The organism is Litchfieldella anticariensis FP35 = DSM 16096, from assembly GCF_000409775.1.
Classification (GTDB): domain Bacteria; phylum Pseudomonadota; class Gammaproteobacteria; order Pseudomonadales; family Halomonadaceae; genus Litchfieldella; species Litchfieldella anticariensis.
The window spans coordinates 846,757-862,866 of the sequence record NZ_KE332377.1; the positions used below are offsets into that span (position 1 = coordinate 846,757).

Annotated in this window: 19 protein-coding genes and 4 tRNA genes; 18 read left to right on the forward strand and 5 right to left on the reverse strand. The window is 57.9% G+C overall.

What is annotated here, in order from left to right; translation table 11 throughout:
- Positions 1-81 precede the first annotated feature (81 nt).
- The 4 genes from L861_RS03910 to L861_RS03925 form a co-directional block, all read right to left on the reverse strand.
- Positions 82-156, reverse strand: a tRNA-His gene (locus L861_RS03910).
- Between the two features lie 61 nt (positions 157-217).
- Positions 218-292 (reverse strand) — tRNA-His (locus L861_RS03915).
- A 47-nt stretch (positions 293-339) separates the two neighbouring features.
- Positions 340-416, reverse strand: a tRNA-Arg gene (locus tag L861_RS03920).
- A gap of 68 nt (positions 417-484) precedes the next feature.
- A tRNA-Pro gene (locus L861_RS03925) sits at positions 485-561 on the reverse strand.
- A 203-nt stretch (positions 562-764) separates the two neighbouring features.
- Between L861_RS03925 and folD the strand changes: the two genes are divergently transcribed.
- The 6 genes from folD to L861_RS03955 all read left to right on the forward strand — a co-directional run bounded on the left by folD (position 765) and on the right by L861_RS03955 (position 4,889).
- Positions 765-1,628, forward strand: a complete 864-nt coding sequence (folD, locus tag L861_RS03930) for a bifunctional methylenetetrahydrofolate dehydrogenase/methenyltetrahydrofolate cyclohydrolase FolD (protein ID WP_016415258.1) — start codon at positions 765-767, stop codon at positions 1,626-1,628.
- A 66-nt stretch (positions 1,629-1,694) separates the two neighbouring features.
- Entirely contained in the window at positions 1,695-2,165 is a 471-nt protein-coding gene (locus tag L861_RS03935; RefSeq protein WP_027947449.1) for an S-ribosylhomocysteine lyase, read from the forward strand.
- Between the two features lie 33 nt (positions 2,166-2,198).
- A complete protein-coding gene (gene mtnN, locus L861_RS03940) occupies positions 2,199-2,924 on the forward strand; it encodes a 5'-methylthioadenosine/S-adenosylhomocysteine nucleosidase (RefSeq protein WP_016415260.1) in 726 nt (241 codons plus the stop codon).
- A 129-nt stretch (positions 2,925-3,053) separates the two neighbouring features.
- Complete coding sequence (locus L861_RS03945; protein ID WP_016415261.1) at positions 3,054-3,416, forward strand: flagellar protein FlaG; 363 nt, start codon at positions 3,054-3,056, stop codon at positions 3,414-3,416.
- Positions 3,417-3,535: 119 nt separating this feature from the next.
- Positions 3,536-4,579 carry an asparaginase gene (locus L861_RS03950; RefSeq protein WP_016415262.1) on the forward strand — a complete coding sequence of 348 codons (1,044 nt, stop codon included), beginning with the start codon at positions 3,536-3,538 and terminating at the stop codon, positions 4,577-4,579.
- A gap of 73 nt (positions 4,580-4,652) precedes the next feature.
- Entirely contained in the window at positions 4,653-4,889 is a 237-nt protein-coding gene (locus tag L861_RS03955; RefSeq protein ID WP_016415263.1) for a DUF2789 domain-containing protein, read from the forward strand.
- 80 nt (positions 4,890-4,969) lie between these two features.
- Here the strand turns inward: L861_RS03955 and fliE are convergent, their stop codons facing one another.
- Positions 4,970-5,299, reverse strand: a complete 330-nt coding sequence (gene fliE, locus L861_RS03960) for a flagellar hook-basal body complex protein FliE (RefSeq protein ID WP_016415264.1) — start codon at positions 5,297-5,299, stop codon at positions 4,970-4,972.
- Positions 5,300-5,552: 253 nt separating this feature from the next.
- Between fliE and fliF the strand changes: the two genes are divergently transcribed.
- The 12 genes from fliF (at position 5,553) to fliQ (ending at position 16,103) form a co-directional block, all read left to right on the forward strand.
- Positions 5,553-7,304 (forward strand): flagellar basal-body MS-ring/collar protein FliF, encoded by a 1,752-nt coding sequence (gene fliF, locus L861_RS03965; protein WP_016415265.1) that lies wholly within the window; start codon positions 5,553-5,555, stop codon positions 7,302-7,304.
- On the forward strand, positions 7,297-8,307 hold the full coding sequence (gene fliG / locus L861_RS03970) for a flagellar motor switch protein FliG (RefSeq protein ID WP_016415266.1): 1,011 nt from the start codon (positions 7,297-7,299) through the stop codon (positions 8,305-8,307). The genes fliF and fliG overlap by 8 nt, the downstream gene beginning before the upstream one ends.
- A complete protein-coding gene (fliH, locus tag L861_RS03975) occupies positions 8,300-9,049 on the forward strand; it encodes a flagellar assembly protein FliH (RefSeq protein ID WP_016415267.1) in 750 nt (249 codons plus the stop codon). The genes fliG and fliH overlap by 8 nt, the downstream gene beginning before the upstream one ends.
- Complete coding sequence (fliI, locus tag L861_RS03980; protein ID WP_016415268.1) at positions 9,046-10,446, forward strand: flagellar protein export ATPase FliI; 1,401 nt, start codon at positions 9,046-9,048, stop codon at positions 10,444-10,446. Before fliH ends, fliI begins: the two co-directional genes overlap by 4 nt.
- Positions 10,443-10,913: a flagellar export protein FliJ gene (gene fliJ / locus L861_RS03985; protein WP_016415269.1), complete on the forward strand. Its 471-nt coding sequence runs from the start codon at positions 10,443-10,445 to the stop codon at positions 10,911-10,913. Before fliI ends, fliJ begins: the two co-directional genes overlap by 4 nt.
- Positions 10,914-10,926: 13 nt before the next feature.
- Entirely contained in the window at positions 10,927-12,318 is a 1,392-nt protein-coding gene (locus L861_RS23505; protein WP_016415270.1) for a flagellar hook-length control protein FliK, read from the forward strand.
- A gap of 190 nt (positions 12,319-12,508) precedes the next feature.
- The gene (gene fliL, locus L861_RS03995) at positions 12,509-12,991 is read left to right on the forward strand and encodes a flagellar basal body-associated protein FliL (RefSeq protein WP_027947447.1); all 483 of its coding nucleotides are present in this window, start codon (positions 12,509-12,511) and stop codon (positions 12,989-12,991) included.
- Positions 12,992-13,037: 46 nt separating this feature from the next.
- Complete coding sequence (gene fliM / locus L861_RS04000) at positions 13,038-14,090, forward strand: flagellar motor switch protein FliM (RefSeq protein WP_016415272.1); 1,053 nt, start codon at positions 13,038-13,040, stop codon at positions 14,088-14,090.
- Positions 14,083-14,598 carry a flagellar motor switch protein FliN gene (fliN, locus tag L861_RS04005; RefSeq protein ID WP_016415273.1) on the forward strand — a complete coding sequence of 172 codons (516 nt, stop codon included), beginning with the start codon at positions 14,083-14,085 and terminating at the stop codon, positions 14,596-14,598. The genes fliM and fliN overlap by 8 nt, the downstream gene beginning before the upstream one ends.
- Positions 14,595-15,053, forward strand: a complete 459-nt coding sequence (gene fliO, locus L861_RS04010) for a flagellar biosynthetic protein FliO (protein WP_016415274.1) — start codon at positions 14,595-14,597, stop codon at positions 15,051-15,053. The genes fliN and fliO overlap by 4 nt, the downstream gene beginning before the upstream one ends.
- A 29-nt stretch (positions 15,054-15,082) precedes the next feature.
- The gene (gene fliP / locus L861_RS04015) at positions 15,083-15,805 is read left to right on the forward strand and encodes a flagellar type III secretion system pore protein FliP (RefSeq protein WP_236617087.1); all 723 of its coding nucleotides are present in this window, start codon (positions 15,083-15,085) and stop codon (positions 15,803-15,805) included.
- Between the two features lie 28 nt (positions 15,806-15,833).
- Entirely contained in the window at positions 15,834-16,103 is a 270-nt protein-coding gene (fliQ, locus tag L861_RS04020) for a flagellar biosynthesis protein FliQ (RefSeq protein WP_016415276.1), read from the forward strand.
- Positions 16,104-16,110 lie beyond the last annotated feature (7 nt).

Here is a 16,110-nt window from a genome sequence, read left to right on the forward strand (position 1 = left end):
AAAGCACAGTGCGCAATAGACAGGCTCTCATGAGCATGAGACATACGACAAAAAGGAAGAATAAAAGGGGAAGCTGTGTAATGGGGTGGATGATGGGGATCGAACCCACGACCACCGGAGCCACAATCCGGGGCTCTACCACTGAGCTACATCCACCATTACACGAGACACAATCCATTCCTGGCGTGAAAAATCCCAGCCATGGAAGCCGATGAAGTGGGGTGGATGATGGGGATCGAACCCACGACCACCGGAGCCACAATCCGGGGCTCTACCACTGAGCTACATCCACCATATCGGCGCTCGATCCAGCCGGCCTGCCAACGTCGCTATCGGAGATGGCACGCCCAGCAGGATTCGAACCTGCAACCTACGGCTTAGAAGGCCGTTGCTCTATCCGGTTGAGCTATGGGCGCATTCTACGGCCTCAAACCTCTTGCCTGCAACCAACTGAAGAAATTAAGCAAGTAAAATCAATTGGTTGTGGTCGGGGTGGAGGGATTCGAACCCCCGACATCCTGCTCCCAAAGCAGGCGCGCTACCAGACTGCGCTACACCCCGCCGGCATATTGCACGGCCTTGACTAACGACCTACGGGCCGCGTCAGTGCGAGGCGTATTCTACGTATATTTCTCCGCCGGTCAAGCCATTAGAAAAATCATGTCCGCCATACCGCCCTTCAAGCGCTTTGACTGTTCGTCTGGGCATGCGAAAATCTGCTCCCTTACTTTTCATGCTACCGCCCACCTCGGGGGAAACGTTTGATGACCGCCCAATTGATCGATGGCAAGCTTGTTGCCACTCATGTCCGCCAACAGGTCGCCCGACAAGTCGAGGCTCGCCGCCAGGCTGGCGCGAGAACGCCTGGGCTTGCCGTGATTCTGGTCGGCGACAATCCGGCCTCCGAAGTCTATGTACGTAACAAGCATCGTGCCTGCGAAGAAGTCGGCATCTCCTCCTTACGTCACCAACTGCCCACTGATACAACCCAAAAGGAGCTGGAAGCGCTGGTCGACGACCTGAACGCAGACTCTTGCGTGGACGGCATTCTGGTTCAACTTCCACTACCCGATCATCTGGACCCCCGCCCTATTCTCGAGCGCATTTTGCCGCACAAGGATATCGATGGTTTTCACCCATACAATCTTGGACGCTTGGCGCAGCGACTGCCGGTTCTGCGCCCCTGCACCCCCAAAGGCATCATGACTCTGCTCCAGGAAACGGGACTCAAGGTTCGCGGTCTGGATGCTACCATCGTTGGCGCTTCCAACATCGTAGGGCGCCCCATGGCACTCGAACTGATGCTGGCAGGGTGTACAACCACTGTCTGTCACCGCTTCACCCGCAATCTGGAAGCCCACGTCAGGAATGCCGACCTGCTAGTCGTAGCAGTCGGCAAACCCGGCTTGGTCAAGGGTGAATGGGTCAAGGACGGGGCGATCGTCATCGATGTAGGCATCAATCGGGAGGAGGACGGCCGACTGGTAGGAGATGTGGAATTCGAACCAGCTGCACAGCGTGCAAGTTACATCACCCCGGTGCCCGGAGGAGTCGGCCCAATGACCGTGGCTTCGCTACTGGAAAACACCCTGTTTGCTGCAGAACTGCACGACGCCATGCAGGACTGAGCGCCTTGCGTTAGAATGCGCGACTTTTACGCTTCACCCTTCAATAATGAATTTCGAGGCCCCGCCATGAACGAGCATCCGCAAATGAACGTGGAAAGCTTCAATCTCGATCACACCAAGGTCAAAGCCCCCTACGTACGGCTGGCCGGCATCAAGGTCGGAGACAATGGCGACGCCATCCACAAGTATGACATGCGTATCTGTCAGCCCAACAGGGAGCACATGGAGATGCCCGCCCTCCACTCCTTGGAACATTTGATGGCAGAACTATCACGCAACCACAGCGACAAGATCGTGGATATCAGCCCCATGGGTTGCCAGACCGGCTTCTATGTCGCCCTGATCAACCACGATGACTATGACGACGTCCTGAGCCTGCTGGAAAAAACCCTCAACGATGTACTGGATGCCAATGAGGTTCCAGCATGCAACGAAATGCAGTGCGGCTGGGCTGCCAGCCATAGCCTGGAAGGTGCCAAGGACATCGCGCGCGGCTTCCTCGCCAAACGCGACGAATGGACACAAGTCTTCGCCTGAACAGAGCACCGCTTTTAGCAAGGAACATTCAGAATGAAAAAGATCGGCATCATTGGTGCCATGGCCGAGGAAGTCGCGCTGCTGGCCTCGCGATTGGACGGCTGCCAAACTCGACAGCACGTCGGCTCGACCTTCCACCTCGGCCGCTTGCACGGTGTCGATGTCGTGATTCTGCAATCGGGTATCGGCAAGGTGAATGCCGCCGTCGGCACCACACTGCTTCTCGATATGTATCACCCGGAAGCGGTCATCAACACCGGCTCGGCCGGCGGCTTCGACGACCGACTCGAAGTTGGCGATGTAGTGATTTCCACGGAGGTACGCCATCACGATGTCGATGCAGTAGCGTTCGGTTACGAACACGGCCAAGTCCCCAGAATGCCGGCAGCTTACCAACCAGATCCACGCCTGGTGAACATCGCCCGAGAGTGTATCGAGAGCATGGGCGAGCTACGTGTGCTAGAGGGGCTAATCGCCACCGGTGACGTCTTCATGGCCGACCCTGACGCCGTGGCTCTCGCCAGGCGACGCTTTCCGACCATGCTGGCTGCTGAGATGGAAGCCGCCGCCATCGCTCAAACCTGCCACCTCTATGGCTGCCCTTTCGTGGTAATCCGTGCGCTTTCCGATATCGCCGGAAAGACATCCAATCTGTCATTCCAGCGCTTTATCGAGCAAGCAGCCACGCACTCCGCACGCATGGTCGAAGCCATGATTCAGCGCCTGGGCATCGCCGACACGACCCCCATCGAAGCCTGACCCCCTCCCTCCCGGCGCCCACCTTCTCTTCGGTGGACGCCCTTCTCAGGATAACTCTCAAGTTTTTCCGCGATCAGCCGATAGTGGGCAATGACACCCACTACGATCAAGGAACGGGAGGGGTTTATCATGAGCGACCTAATCCAAGACATCAGCCAAGCCACCAAAGGATTAAGCGTCCAGCAGCGCCTGGACAACATGCTTGCCCAACTCGACAAGGCCCAAGCCCCCCTCCCTGAAGAAGATGCGACCACTGGCCCCACCGAAGAGCCTGCTGCCGGAAAGCTGGTAGAGCCCGTCAACTGCATCAATGAGGTCATGCGCGCCTATGGCATCGAATTCCATATCAACGAATACGACAATCGCACCGTGACCCGCATTGTCGACCGTGAGAGCGGGGAGGTCATTCGCCAGATTCCATCCGAAGAAGTCTTGCGTATCGCCGAGTCGCTAAGCGAATTACAAGGCCGTTTGATTCGACTGGAAGCGTAACGCCCTGCGGAGCACGGCGAACGCCTGATCCACCTCGAGCGGCACAATCGTCCATCGAGCGCTCTCGTTCGGCTATCATGGCGGCTGATCGTCATGCATGCCGCATACAGGAGAGCTTCATGCCCCAGGACCACAAACCACTGCTCGTCATCTATACCGGAGGCACTCTGGGGATGATCGAAGGACCACGCGGACTAGAACCGGGCCGCGATTTCTCTCGACGGCTAAGCCAAGCGCTGCAATCGCTCCCCCCCACACGCCGCGCCTCGCTACCGGAGTTCGATTTTCTCGAAACATCACGGCCAATCGATTCCAGTGCCGCTGCGCCTAGTGACTGGCAAGACCTGGCCTCTTTGATTGCCTTGCACCACCCTCGCTACCGTGGTTTCGTGATCCTGCACGGCACCGATACCCTAGCCTGGACGGCCAGCAGCCTAGCCTTCCAACTGCAAGGAATCGACAAGCCGGTAGTCTTGACCGGCGCCATGCAGCCGCTGGAAGCGCCATCCAGTGACGCCCTAGGCAATATAGAGGATGCGCTGCGATTTGCTGCATTACCTGAATTGCAGGAAGTGGCCGTGTGCTTTGCAGGAAAGCTGTTACGAGGAGTGCGCACACGCAAGTGGCACACCCGTGCTGCGGACGCCTTCGTCAGCCCCAACTATCCTCGACTAGGCGAGATTGTCGATCACCAACCCATTCTTTTCTCTCAGCGCGGACTCGATATCCAACAGCGCGGAGCCCCCCGATTCGAGCTCCCCGACTACCGAGCCTTACCCGCCTCGCCCGTTGCCAGAATTGTATTCTGGCCAGGGATAAGCCATCGACAGCTGGCTGCCTGGCTCGATGCCCCCCAAGTCCAAGGCGCCCTACTGGAAGTCTGGGGTGGCGGCAATATCCCCGAAACTCCTGAGCTTCTGGGCGTTCTAGCCAAGGCAAGTGGAGAAGGCAAACTGCTGGCAGCTATCAGTCAATGCCCACAAGGAAACATAGCTATCGGCGCCTATGCCGCCGGCAGCGGCCTCGTGGATGCCGGTGTCTTATCCGGTGACGACATGACACCTGAAGCGGCGATGTGCAAATTGATTCATCTGCTTGCACAACCACTGCCCATCGCCGAGCGACATCGGCGTTTCGTCACCCCATTGGTAGGCGAGCGCTAAGGTTCAGCGTCAAGCATCACGACAGCAAACGGACTAAGGTAGAACAAAGACTCGCCAGATGCCCGGAGGACTCATGGAACAGCCTGTCCACCACTTCAGTGAACTGTTCGAGCAGCTCGGCCTACCTTCCGACGCCACTGCCATCGAGCAATTCATCAAGAGACACGCACCGTTGCCTGATGAAATTGCGTTAGCCGATGCCCCCTTCTGGAACGAAGCTCAGGCCAACTTCCTGCATGACGCCTTGGAAGAGGATGCCGACTGGGCTGAAGTGGTGGATCACCTAGATGCCTCACTGCGCAAGCCTTGAGCCAGCCCTCCTCATGACGAAACGCCCGGTGGCTTGGCCACCGGGCGTTTGGATATAGACGACATACGTAGATCGCCGACTCACACTTGCATATTCATCACGTCCTTGTAGGCCGTGACCAGCCGGTTACGAACCTGCACTCCCATTTGAAAGGCTACACTGGCCTTCTGAGCATCGACCATCACGTCATTGAGAGCCACATCTGGATCGCCGGATTGAAAGGCCGTAGTTTTGGCGCTTGCAACCTGCTGCAACTGATTGATGCGCTGAATCGAAGCATGCAGTTCGTTGGCAAAACCACCTTCTCCCACCACGGTGGAAAGCTTCTGCCCCTTGGCTGATGTACCAGCCGCCTGACTGGCAAGAGTCTGCATCTGTGACAACGCAGACTGAATGGCGGGCGAACTCATGTAACGCACTCCGCAAGATATTAAGGATGACGCAAGCCTAGCAAGTCCCAGCACGATTCCAAACGCTCAATTGGGCAATAAAAGGCCAGCTTTTCTTGCCTTTAGCCTCGACGCTTGCACGGATAATGGCCTTCATCACACGACCGCCTGACGCGCAGGCAGGCGGCGAATCGCGACGGATTGTGGAGCCGGACGCTGACATGCTTGCAGAAAACAATTCGAGATTCCTTGCCACCCGCTGCCGGAGGAGCGCATGAGTAACGCGGCCTCGGCCAACGATGGCGCCACCAGCGAAGCCTCTAAAGGCCGCCAGGGACCTTCCGTGGCTAAGCTTCTCGACTCACTTCGTGCCAACCCTCTGATCCCGCTACTGATCGCCGGGGCTGCTGTGGTGGCCATCGTCATTGCCCTGTTGATGTGGGCCAGAAGTCCCGATTATCGGGTGCTCTACAGCAATCTGAGCGAGGCTGACGGTGGACGTATCATCAGTGAGTTGGACCAGCGCGGGGTCCCCTATCAGTTTAGTCAGGGCGGCCAAGCCCTGTTGGTCCCCAGCGATCAAGTCCATACACTCCGCCTGCAGCTTGCTGAAGCCGGCCTGCCCCAGGGGGGTAACGTCGGCTTCGAACTGATGGACAACCAAGCCTTCGGCATCAGCCAGTTCGCCGAGCACGTCAATTATCAGCGCGGCCTGGAAGGTGAGCTGGCACATTCCATCGAATCGCTGGGCCCTGTCTCGCAAGCCCGCGTGCATCTTGCCATGGCCAAGCCCTCGGTATTCGTGCGTGACCGCGAGCCGGCCAAAGCCTCCGTGATCGTCACTTTGCACAGCGGACGCGTGCTCGGTGAAGGACAAGTCAATGCCATCGTTCACATGGTGTCCAGCAGCGTACCCGAACTTGCTGCCGAAGACGTCACCGTCGTTGACCAGAACGGCCGTCTGCTGTCGTTACCGGGAGGCAAGAACCATGATCTCGATGGCACCCAGCTCGACTACATCGAAGAAGTTGAACGCTCCTATCGACGCCGCATCGAAAACATCCTGATCCCCCTTCTTGGCGCACAAAATGTTCGCGCCCAGGTCGCTGCTCAAATCGATTTCTCCCGCCGTGAAGAGACCTCTGAACGCTACGGCCCCAATCAGCCCCCTAATGAAGCCGCTGTACGCAGTTCCCAGCACAGCGCTTCATACACTGGTGGAGATGAGTTGGCACGGGGCATCCCCGGCGCTTTGACCAACACCCCACCCGGTGTAGCGCCCTCACCTATCGAGTTGCCGGCCCAAGAAGGTCAAGAAGGTCAAGAAGGTAATGAAAACAACACCGAAGAAAATGGCACTGAAGAGAACCGTCCCCCCAGTAGCCTGCGTCAAGACAACGTTATCAATTACGAAGTCGATCGCAGCGTCGAACATATTCAGCATCGTACTGGCGAGGTAGAACGTCTCTCGGTAGCCGTGGTGGTCAACTACCGCGACAGCGTCGACGAGGAAGGCGAACCGACCCGCGAAGCCTTGAGCGATGAGGAACTGGCCCAGATCGATCGTCTGGTGCGTCAGGCCATGGGCTTCTCCTCTACACGCGGTGACGAGCTCGAAGTGGTCAACAGCCCCTTCACCCAACAGCCGGACGCTGACACAGATAGAGCCTGGTGGGAATCTCCGGAGCTGCATGACCTGGCCTTGGCCTTGGGTCGCTACCTACTGGTAGGCCTGGCTGCACTGCTGCTTTACCTGTTGATTCTGCGACCGCTGATCAAGCGTCATACCCAAGCCCCGCTGCCAGCGCCGGCTCTCGAGTCGAACTTCCGCGCCACCGTGGGCGACGACGAAGAGGATAGTGATGATGCTGACAGGGATATCGACGACACCTATGAGGCACCACGCCGCAAGAAGCGCAAATCAGCTGGCTACGAGCAGAGCCTCAAGGAGCTGCGTGAAATCGCCCAGGAAGATCCACGCCTGGTGGCCATGATCGTCAGGAGCTGGATGAGCAAGCATGACTAACATCGACACGAGCAAGCTGAGCGGTGCCCGCCGCGGCGCCATCCTGCTACTGGCCCTTGATGAGGACAGCGCCGCCGAGGTCTTCAAGTATCTCTCGGCCAAAGAAGTGCAGGATATCAGCCAGGAGATGGCCACCCTCGATCAGGTTTCGCATGAAGAGATGCGACAGGTCATCAATGATTTCCATAACGAGTCGGAGGAGTTCACCGCTGTCAATCTGCACTCCAGCGATCATATTCGTGCGGTGTTGACCAAGGCCCTGGGTAGTGAGCGTGCATCGAGCCTGATCGAAGACATTCTCGAGTCGTCCGGCACCAGCTCAGGGATCGATGCTTTGAATCTGATGGAAGCCTCAATGGTGGCTGAGCTGATCCGTGATGAGCATCCGCAGATCATCGCCACCATCCTGGTACACCTCGAACGCCATCAGGCCGCCGATGTACTCGAGCTGTTCGATGACAAGCTGCGTAACGACGTGGTTCTGCGCATCGCCACCTTCAGTGGTGTCCAGCCCGCCGCCCTTCAGGAACTCACCGAAGTGCTTGGCGGCATGCTCGACGGCCAGAACCTCAAGCGCAGCAAAATGGGCGGCGTGAGGACTGCAGCCGAGATTCTCAACCTCATGAACTCCAGTCAGGAAGAGGCCGTTATCGAGACGGTACGTGCCCACAGCGAGGACCTGGCCCAGAAAATCATCGACGAGATGTTTCTGTTCGAGAACCTTCTCGACTTGGACGACCGCGGGATCCAGCTCCTGCTCAAGGAAATCGATACCAACTCACTCGTGGTTGCCCTCAAGGGGGCGCCGGATGCGCTCATGGAAAAGTTCATGCGCAACATGTCCCAACGTGCCGCCCAGTTGCTGCAGGAGGATATGGAAGGTCGTGGTCCGATCCGCATCTCCCAAGTCGAAGCCGAACAGAAGACCATTCTTCAGGTGGTCCGCCGTCTGGCAGATACCGGCGAAATCGTGATTGGTGGTGGAGACGACACCTATGTCTGAACGCCGCCCCTCCCGTCACGACGATGGCCACTGGCATCGTTGGCAAATGGGCGAGCTCGCCAACCCTACACGCGAACGTCAGCAGCGTGAGCAGGCTCGCTACGAAGCCATTCGCCAACAAGCCTTCAAGCGCAATGCCGAACTCGAGGCCTTGCGCGAGAACGTACGTGAAGAAGCTCGTCAGGAAGGCTACCGTGCCGGCTTCGAGGCTGGCCATTCCGAGGGCTTCGAGCAAGGCCAGCGCGAGGGACGTGATTCCGGCGAACAGGAGATGCAACGTCAGATCCAACAGGCACTATCCCCTCTCGCCCCCCTAGCCCAGCACTTCCGAGAGGCACTGGAACAGCTGGATGAAGATATCGCTTCCGAATTGGTAGAGCTGGCCCTGGCCACTGGACGCCAATTGGCTGGCGAAGCTCTGGAAGCGCATCCAGAGCAGATTCTCGAGATCGTCCGAGAACTGCTGCACGTGGAGCCCTGTCTTGGCGGCCATCCGCGACTGTGGCTGCACCCCGCCGATCTCAGCCTCGTGCAGGCGCATCTTGGCAATGAATTCGCGGCTGCTGGCTGGAAACTGCAGCCCGATGATCAGATAAGCCGCGGTGGGTGTCGCGTCTCCAGCACCAGCGGTGAACTCGATGCCACTTGGGAACGTCGTTGGGAATCCATTACCGCCCAGATCCGGCGGCGCGTTTCACAAGGGGAACTCGATGCCCCCCCCAAGCGGGAGGATGGCATATGACACAACCCGCTTCCGCCAATGTTCATCAAGCTCGCTGGCAGCAAACCTTGACCCGTGTCAGAACGCGGGTCGAAAACGTTCCCAGCTATCGCGCCAGCGGCCGCATCATCCGAGCAACGGGCCTGGTTCTCGAAGCCGTGGGGCTGCGAGTGCCGTTGGGAAGCGCCTGTCGGATCGAGTTGAGTAGTCCTGGATCAGAGCGTACCGCCCAATTTGCCGAAGCTGAAGTGGTTGGCTTTTCCGGCGAGAAACTGTTTCTGATGCCACTAGCAGAAATCAGCGGTCTCACTCCTGGGGCCAGAGTCTTTCCCTTGGGCGAAGGCGAGCTCACCAGTGCACGCCGCTTCCCCTTGGGCGACAGTCTGCTGGGCCGGGTGCTCGACGGCAATGGCCGCCCTCTCGATGACCAAGGGCCATTGCTGGACATTCCACACGCACCTCTGGCTACTCCACCGCTGAACCCATTGTCGCGCGCGCCAATCAATACCCAGATCGATGTGGGTATCCGCGCCATCAACTCCCTCCTCAGCGTGGGACGCGGGCAGCGCATGGGATTGTTCGCCGGCTCAGGGGTCGGTAAGTCAGTGCTGCTCGGCATGATGGCACGCTATACACAAGCTGACGTCATCGTCGTCGGCTTGATCGGCGAACGTGGTCGCGAGGTCCAGGACTTCATCGACAACATTCTGGGTGACGAAGGCCTGCGTCGCTCGGTCGTGGTGGCCGCTCCGGCGGACACTTCGCCGTTGCAACGTCTGCAGGGAGCGTCCTATGCCACACGCTTGGCCGAAGCGTTTCGCGATGAGGGGCGTAACGTGCTGCTGATCATGGATTCACTGACACGCTATGCCATGGCCCAGCGTGAAATCGCTCTGGCCATTGGTGAACCGCCTGCCACCAAGGGCTATCCGCCCTCAGTCTTCGCCAAGCTGCCGAGCCTGGTGGAGCGTGCCGGTAACGGCAAACGTGGTGGAGGTTCGATCACGGCATTCTATACCGTGCTCACAGAAGGCGACGACCAGCAGGACCCGATTGCCGACTCGGCTCGTGCCATTCTCGATGGTCATATCGTGCTCTCGCGCGAACTCGCCGAAGCCGGCCACTATCCAGCCATCGATATCGAAGCGTCGATCAGTCGCGCCATGACGGCCATCGTCGAAGACGATCAGCAACGCCAAGCCCAGGCCTTCAAGCAACTGTTCTCACGCTATCAGCGCAACCGCGACCTGATCAGTGTCGGTGCATATAGCCCTGGCCACGATCCCCAACTCGATCAGGCCGTGAAGCTCTACCCCCAATTGGAAAACTTCCTGCAGCAACGCATCGATGAGCGCGCCGACATCGGCCACTCCCGTCAGACCATGGCAGTACTACTCGGAGTAGGAGGCACGCGATGACGCATCAGCAACCGCTCGACACTCTGATCGACCTGGCTCGTAAGGCCCGCGACAATGCTGGCCAGACACTGGCAAGCGAGCGCCAAAACCAGCAACAGGTAGAAACTCAACTAGAAGCATTGGGACGCTATCGCCTGGAGTATGCCCAACGGCTGCAAGAAGCGATGTTCAGTGGCATCGACCCAGCCACCATGCACAACTACCGGGCATTTCTTCATTCGTTGGATGCGGCGCTAGAGCGGGCTAGACAAGCACTTGACGAGCAGCAGCGACGTGTCGAAAACAGCCAGCAACACTGGCGACAGCAGCAACGCAAGCTGTCCTCCTTCGACACTCTGGCAACGCGACGTACCGAACAGGCCAGCCGCAAAGAGAATCGCCGGGAAATGCGCCACAACGACGAAATCACCAATAACACCTTGTTGCGGCAACGCGACCGCGACACGACCAGTCACAGCGGTGCCTGACCAAGGAGGCTCAATGGACATTACTGCGATACTTACCACGGCTGCCCAGAGCACTTCAGCGTCCAACGACACCAAGTCGACTGGACCTCAGGTGGATGAGGCCTTCTCACGCTTGTTCGATCAGGCAAGTGCCAACGCCAAGCTTTCCGGCGGAAGGGACCTAAAGAATGCACTCGCTGAGTCAGTTGCCGTGATGACCGATGTGCAAACGGGGGTGCAGACAACCGAGGGCCAAGTCCAGCAACAGGCGTCTATCTCCGCCTTGGCACCGCTTTCCGAAGGCATCGCCCAGGCCAGCGCCATGCTGACCCAGCCCCCTGTTACACACCAAACGCTGGAAGAGCTGGAAGACATCCTCAACGCCGATGTTGCACTCCAGGGCGCTCCCTTGATCGATGTGCAACTGCCCATCGATGAGCCTCTCGTGGAGCAGAAGCCGTTGGCCAGCATCCGTGAGCGCATGAACCTGATCGACCATGCCGGACAGCTCAACGGTGCCTCCCCTGCCTTGGCGGCCGAGATACCGATCGATCGCAATCAACGAACCGCAGGGCAGCAGGTGGCAGCCCTTTCATCGGGTAGCAGTGCAGGGCCGGAAACAAGCCGGCAAACACCGCCTGCCAGTCCTCTCACCGAACTCCATGCAGGGTCCCACCAAGATGGGAGCCGAGGTGACGCAAGCCGCTATCAAGCCCTGAATGAGTTGCGCCCCTTGGCGACTCAAGCACCTTCCGGAACATCGGCATCACTATCTAGCCAGACACCCTTGGCGCCCCCTCAAGCTGAAACCATCATGCACGACGCCAGCTTCGCCAGTCAGTTGGGGAAGAATAGCGAGCTTGCAGCGCATAGTGGCAAGGAAACACAGCATCATCTTGCTGGCGTGCTGAACCAAACTCAATCCGGCGCACAGGCAGGAAGCCTCACAGCGGCATCTACCACGACCCCCAGCGTCACTCCAGGTGGTGTATTACCGGCACCGATGACCAGTCCCCAGTGGTCACAACAGTTGGGGCAACAGCTCATCGGCCTTCACCAGCGAGGTGGTCAGCAGATTGAACTACACCTCAATCCAGCCGAACTGGGCCCGCTGTCTGTCAGTCTGAAAGTCACCGAGCACGGCGCCCAGGCCCAGTTCCTATCGGCTCATGCCCAGGTACGCACCGCTATCGAACAGGCCATTCCACAGTTACGTGAAGCGTTGGAAGAACAAGGCATCTCACTAGGCGAAGCCATGGTTGGTGAACATCCCCAGCAGCAGCAACAGGAACAGCCAGCATTTGCTGGGAACCCAGGCATGCAGGCGTCTGGAATCAATGCCCCACAAGGTGGTGAGACGCAAGGCAACGAGATGATCACCCCCTTACATGATGCACTTGATGGACGTGTGGACCTGTATGCATGAGCGCAACCAGGCCTTCACTTCGAGACAACACTGCCGATAACTCTTGAGGTCAAGGCAGGCCTAGCAGTGCAAAACGGCAAGATAAGCCTGTAAGGCCAGCCTTTTCGAGCCATGGTGACGGTCCGGCTGTCGCCATACTGCACCCAATGGAGGCCTCGATAGGTCGACTCAATTCTTGATGGCGGACGCAATGGCAAAATCTGCAAGTACAGGCACTCGCAAGCCTTGGTGGTTACTGGGGATCCTCGTCATTCTCTTTTCTATGGGCAGCTCGATCGCCGTGTTCTATTTCATGGACAGCCGGGGTGAAGCCCATTCTCAAGTGGAAGTGCAACCCGAGCCGCTGCGCGGGCCGACACCGGTTTTCGTCGAAATCAAGCCTTTTACCGTCAATGTACAGAGCCGCCAATACGAGCAGCGCTTGCTCTACGTAGGACTATCTCTACAGGTCGGTGATGAGATGACTCGCGAGTTGCTGCAAGAGCACATGCCCCAGGTTCGCAGCCGTCTTCTGACGCTGCTTTCGAGCCAACACGCCGAAGACCTGGTTACCCCCGAAGGTAAGAAAGTGCTGTCGTCACAGATACTTGCTCTACTCGAGCGACCTTTGACCGACCCCCAGCCGCCTCTTGCAATCAATGACGTGCTCTACACTGAATTCATCGTCCAGTAATTGTCGATTGTTGGTCTTTTAGCCCTTACAGAAGTGCAATAGCGCCATGTCCCAAGACGATCTGCTCTCGCAGGATGAGATAGATGCCCTCCTCAAGGGTGTCAGTGGAGAAGAGGACGCTGCCCCCACCGACAGCAAAACGGGCAATCCCCGCGTGCGTCCTTATGACCCGGCCACCCAGCATCGGGTGATCCGAGAGCGGCTGCATGCACTGGATATCATCAACGAGCGGTTCGCCCGGCATTTCCGCATGAGCTTGTTCAATCTTCTGCGTCGCAGTGCGGATATCACCGTCGATAGCGTGCGTTACCAGAGCTATAGCGACTTCGCTCGCAACGTACCGGTACCGACCAACCTGAACATGATCGCCATGAAGCCGTTGCGCGGCTCAGCCTTGGTGGTTTTCCCACCTAGCCTGGTGTTCATGGTCGTCGACAACCTGTTCGGGGGTGACGGCCGATTCCTGACCAAGTCAGAAGGCCGTGAGTTCACCCATACCGAACAGCGCATCATTCGACGCATGTTGAAACTTGCCGTCGACGCTTACCAAGAGGCCTGGCGCTCCGTCTATCCGTTGGAAATCGATTTCCTGCGTTCCGAGATGCAAGTGAAGTTCGCCAACATCACCAGCTCTCCCAACGAAATTGTCGTCAACAGCACCTTCCATTTGGAAGTCGGTAATCTCGCCAGCGATTTCCAGATCTGCATGCCCTACTCGATGATCGAGCCATTGCGCGAACAATTGAGCGGCCCCCTGACCGATAGCCAACCGGAAGAAGAATATCAGTGGGGCCAACGTATGGCCGGCGAGATCAAGCACTCGCAGATTGAGCTGGTAGCCGATTTCGTCGATATCCCGACTACTGTCGGGCGTGTCATGTCTCTGAAGGTCGGAGATGTCCTGCCCATTGAGCTACCAGATCTCGTCACCGCTAATGTCGACGGCGTGCCGGTAATGCGATGCGAATATGGCAGCCAGCAGGGACAGCGAGCACTGCGCGTCTCGGAACTGATAGAACATGCCACGATGAACAAGCCGGCCAAGGACACCTTTATCAAAGGATCAACGCCGCAAGCCAAGGAATCCGATAATGACTGATCCTAAGAACCCCGATCAGAAGCCCGAACCCAAAAAGGATATCGAGGACGACTGGGCAAGCGCCATGGCCGAACAGGACGTTGGTAGTGACGCTGCCGATGACGACGATCCCTGGGCAGCCGCTCTGGCGGAACAGGCGACCAGCGAAGGCGAAGATATCGATGACTCGAAGCCAACATCTTCGACTCAAACCGCTGGCGATAAGGTCTTCAAACCACTCGACAAAGAAGAGAAAAGTGGTGCCATGCGAGACCTGGAAATGGTCATGGATATCCCAGTCAAACTTACCGTGGAACTGGGACGTACCCGCATCACCATCAAGCAGTTGCTCGAGCTGGCCCAAGGCTCGGTCGTCGAATTGGAGGGCCTGGCCGGAGAACCCATGGACATCCTGATCAATGGCTATCTGATAGCCCAAGGTGAAGTCGTGGTGGTGGACGATAAATATGGAATCCGCATCACTGAAATCATCACTCCATCCGAGCGTGTACAGAAACTCAATCGATGAGCAACGCCACCCCGACAGCCAGCAGCGAGACCAGCGGCCTGGAGGCAATGACCAGTAGCAGCGATGCCCTGATGGGCATGGCTGCTCTTGGCAAGACCGCTGCGGCACTAGCTCTGGTCATTGCCATCATTGTGCTATGCAGCTATCTGGTCAAACGCTGGGGGCCAAGTCGACATCCGCATCGCCGCCGCTTGAAAGTGGTCGGTAGCACCGCCGTGGGCAACCGTGAGCGGGTGGTGATCGTAGAGGTGGAAGAGACTTGGCTAGTTCTCGGTGTAGGCGGTGGCCAAGTCAACAAACTGCATGAACTGGAAGCCCCGTTGGAGCGAGAGCCCCAGCCATCAGTGGTGCATTCAGAGACAGAAGGATTCGCTGCCCGTTTCGCACAGGCGTTAAGACATAATGTCGCGCATACCGTCAGTAACCGTAAGCAACCTCCCCGGGGGGAGTCGTGAGGGTATCGCACTTCTCTTGGTTCGCTTGCCTGGTACTGTTGCTGGCACTGGCGCTCCCGAACTTAGCGCTGGCCCAGGAAATCCCCGGCATTGTCAGTCGCCCTATGGCGGATGGGGGACAGCAGTGGTCTCTCAGCCTGCAGACCCTGTTACTGCTCAGTTCCATGGCTTTCCTGCCAGCACTGCTGCTGATGATGACCGGCTTCACTCGCATCATCATCGTACTCAGCCTGCTGCGTACCGCCATGGGCACTCAATCCGCGCCGCCCAACCAAGTGCTGCTGGGCCTGGCCCTGTTTCTGACATTCTTCGTAATGTCACCCGTTTTCTCTCAAGTCTACGAAGTCGCTTGGGTGCCACTCTCCAACGATGATGTCAATTTCGAACAATTCCTGGCGCTGGGCAGCCAACCGTTTCGGGAATTCATGTTGGCCCAGACCCGCGAACCCGATTTGGCATTGTTCGCCAGGCTTGCCGATGTCGGTACCATGCAGGGTCCGGAAGACGTACCCATGCGTGTGCTGATGCCAGCCTTTGTCACCAGCGAGTTGAAGACCGCGTTCCAGATCGGCTTCACCATCTTCATCCCTTTCCTGATCATTGATCTGGTGGTCGCGAGTGTACTGATGTCGTTGGGTATGATGATGGTACCACCGGCTACTATTTCCCTGCCCTTCAAGTTGATGCTGTTCGTGCTGGTCGATGGATGGCAACTGATCGTCGGCTCTCTGGCCGAGAGCTTCTACCTATGACCGGTTCCAAGCACCGGAGGACGTTTCCATGACTCCCGAAATGGTAATGGGTATGGCCTACCAAGGGATGCGTGTAACACTGTTTCTGGCTGGGCCGCTGCTGATCACCGCCCTGCTGATCGGCTTGCTCGTCAGCCTGTTTCAAGCCGCTACCCAGATCAACGAAATGACACTATCGTTCATTCCCAAGATTCTCGGTGTATTTACCGCCCTGGTACTGGCTGGTCCCTGGCTACTGAAACTGATCACCGATTTCACTCGTGAGCTGTTCACCAACATCCCCCTGATGTTGACCTAGACGAGCC

Bases quoted from the DNA above. Each gene is read 5' to 3' on its own strand.
- folD (WP_016415258.1), top strand. From the start codon at position 765: ATGACCGCCCAATTGATCGATGGCAAGCTTGTTGCCACTCATGTCCGC.
- L861_RS03935 (WP_027947449.1), top strand. From the start codon at position 1,695: ATGAACGAGCATCCGCAAATGAACGTGGAAAGCTTCAATCTCGATCAC.
- mtnN (WP_016415260.1), top strand. From the start codon at position 2,199: ATGAAAAAGATCGGCATCATTGGTGCCATGGCCGAGGAAGTCGCGCTG.
- L861_RS03945 (WP_016415261.1), top strand. From the start codon at position 3,054: ATGAGCGACCTAATCCAAGACATCAGCCAAGCCACCAAAGGATTAAGC.
- L861_RS03950 (WP_016415262.1), top strand. From the start codon at position 3,536: ATGCCCCAGGACCACAAACCACTGCTCGTCATCTATACCGGAGGCACT.
- L861_RS03955 (WP_016415263.1), top strand. From the start codon at position 4,653: ATGGAACAGCCTGTCCACCACTTCAGTGAACTGTTCGAGCAGCTCGGC.
- fliE (WP_016415264.1), bottom strand. From the start codon at position 5,299: ATGAGTTCGCCCGCCATTCAGTCTGCGTTGTCACAGATGCAGACTCTT.
- fliF (WP_016415265.1), top strand. From the start codon at position 5,553: ATGAGTAACGCGGCCTCGGCCAACGATGGCGCCACCAGCGAAGCCTCT.
- fliG (WP_016415266.1), top strand. From the start codon at position 7,297: ATGACTAACATCGACACGAGCAAGCTGAGCGGTGCCCGCCGCGGCGCC.
- fliH (WP_016415267.1), top strand. From the start codon at position 8,300: ATGTCTGAACGCCGCCCCTCCCGTCACGACGATGGCCACTGGCATCGT.
- fliI (WP_016415268.1), top strand. From the start codon at position 9,046: ATGACACAACCCGCTTCCGCCAATGTTCATCAAGCTCGCTGGCAGCAA.
- fliJ (WP_016415269.1), top strand. From the start codon at position 10,443: ATGACGCATCAGCAACCGCTCGACACTCTGATCGACCTGGCTCGTAAG.
- L861_RS23505 (WP_016415270.1), top strand. From the start codon at position 10,927: ATGGACATTACTGCGATACTTACCACGGCTGCCCAGAGCACTTCAGCG.
- fliL (WP_027947447.1), top strand. From the start codon at position 12,509: ATGGCAAAATCTGCAAGTACAGGCACTCGCAAGCCTTGGTGGTTACTG.
- fliM (WP_016415272.1), top strand. From the start codon at position 13,038: ATGTCCCAAGACGATCTGCTCTCGCAGGATGAGATAGATGCCCTCCTC.
- fliN (WP_016415273.1), top strand. From the start codon at position 14,083: ATGACTGATCCTAAGAACCCCGATCAGAAGCCCGAACCCAAAAAGGAT.
- fliO (WP_016415274.1), top strand. From the start codon at position 14,595: ATGAGCAACGCCACCCCGACAGCCAGCAGCGAGACCAGCGGCCTGGAG.
- fliQ (WP_016415276.1), top strand. From the start codon at position 15,834: ATGACTCCCGAAATGGTAATGGGTATGGCCTACCAAGGGATGCGTGTA.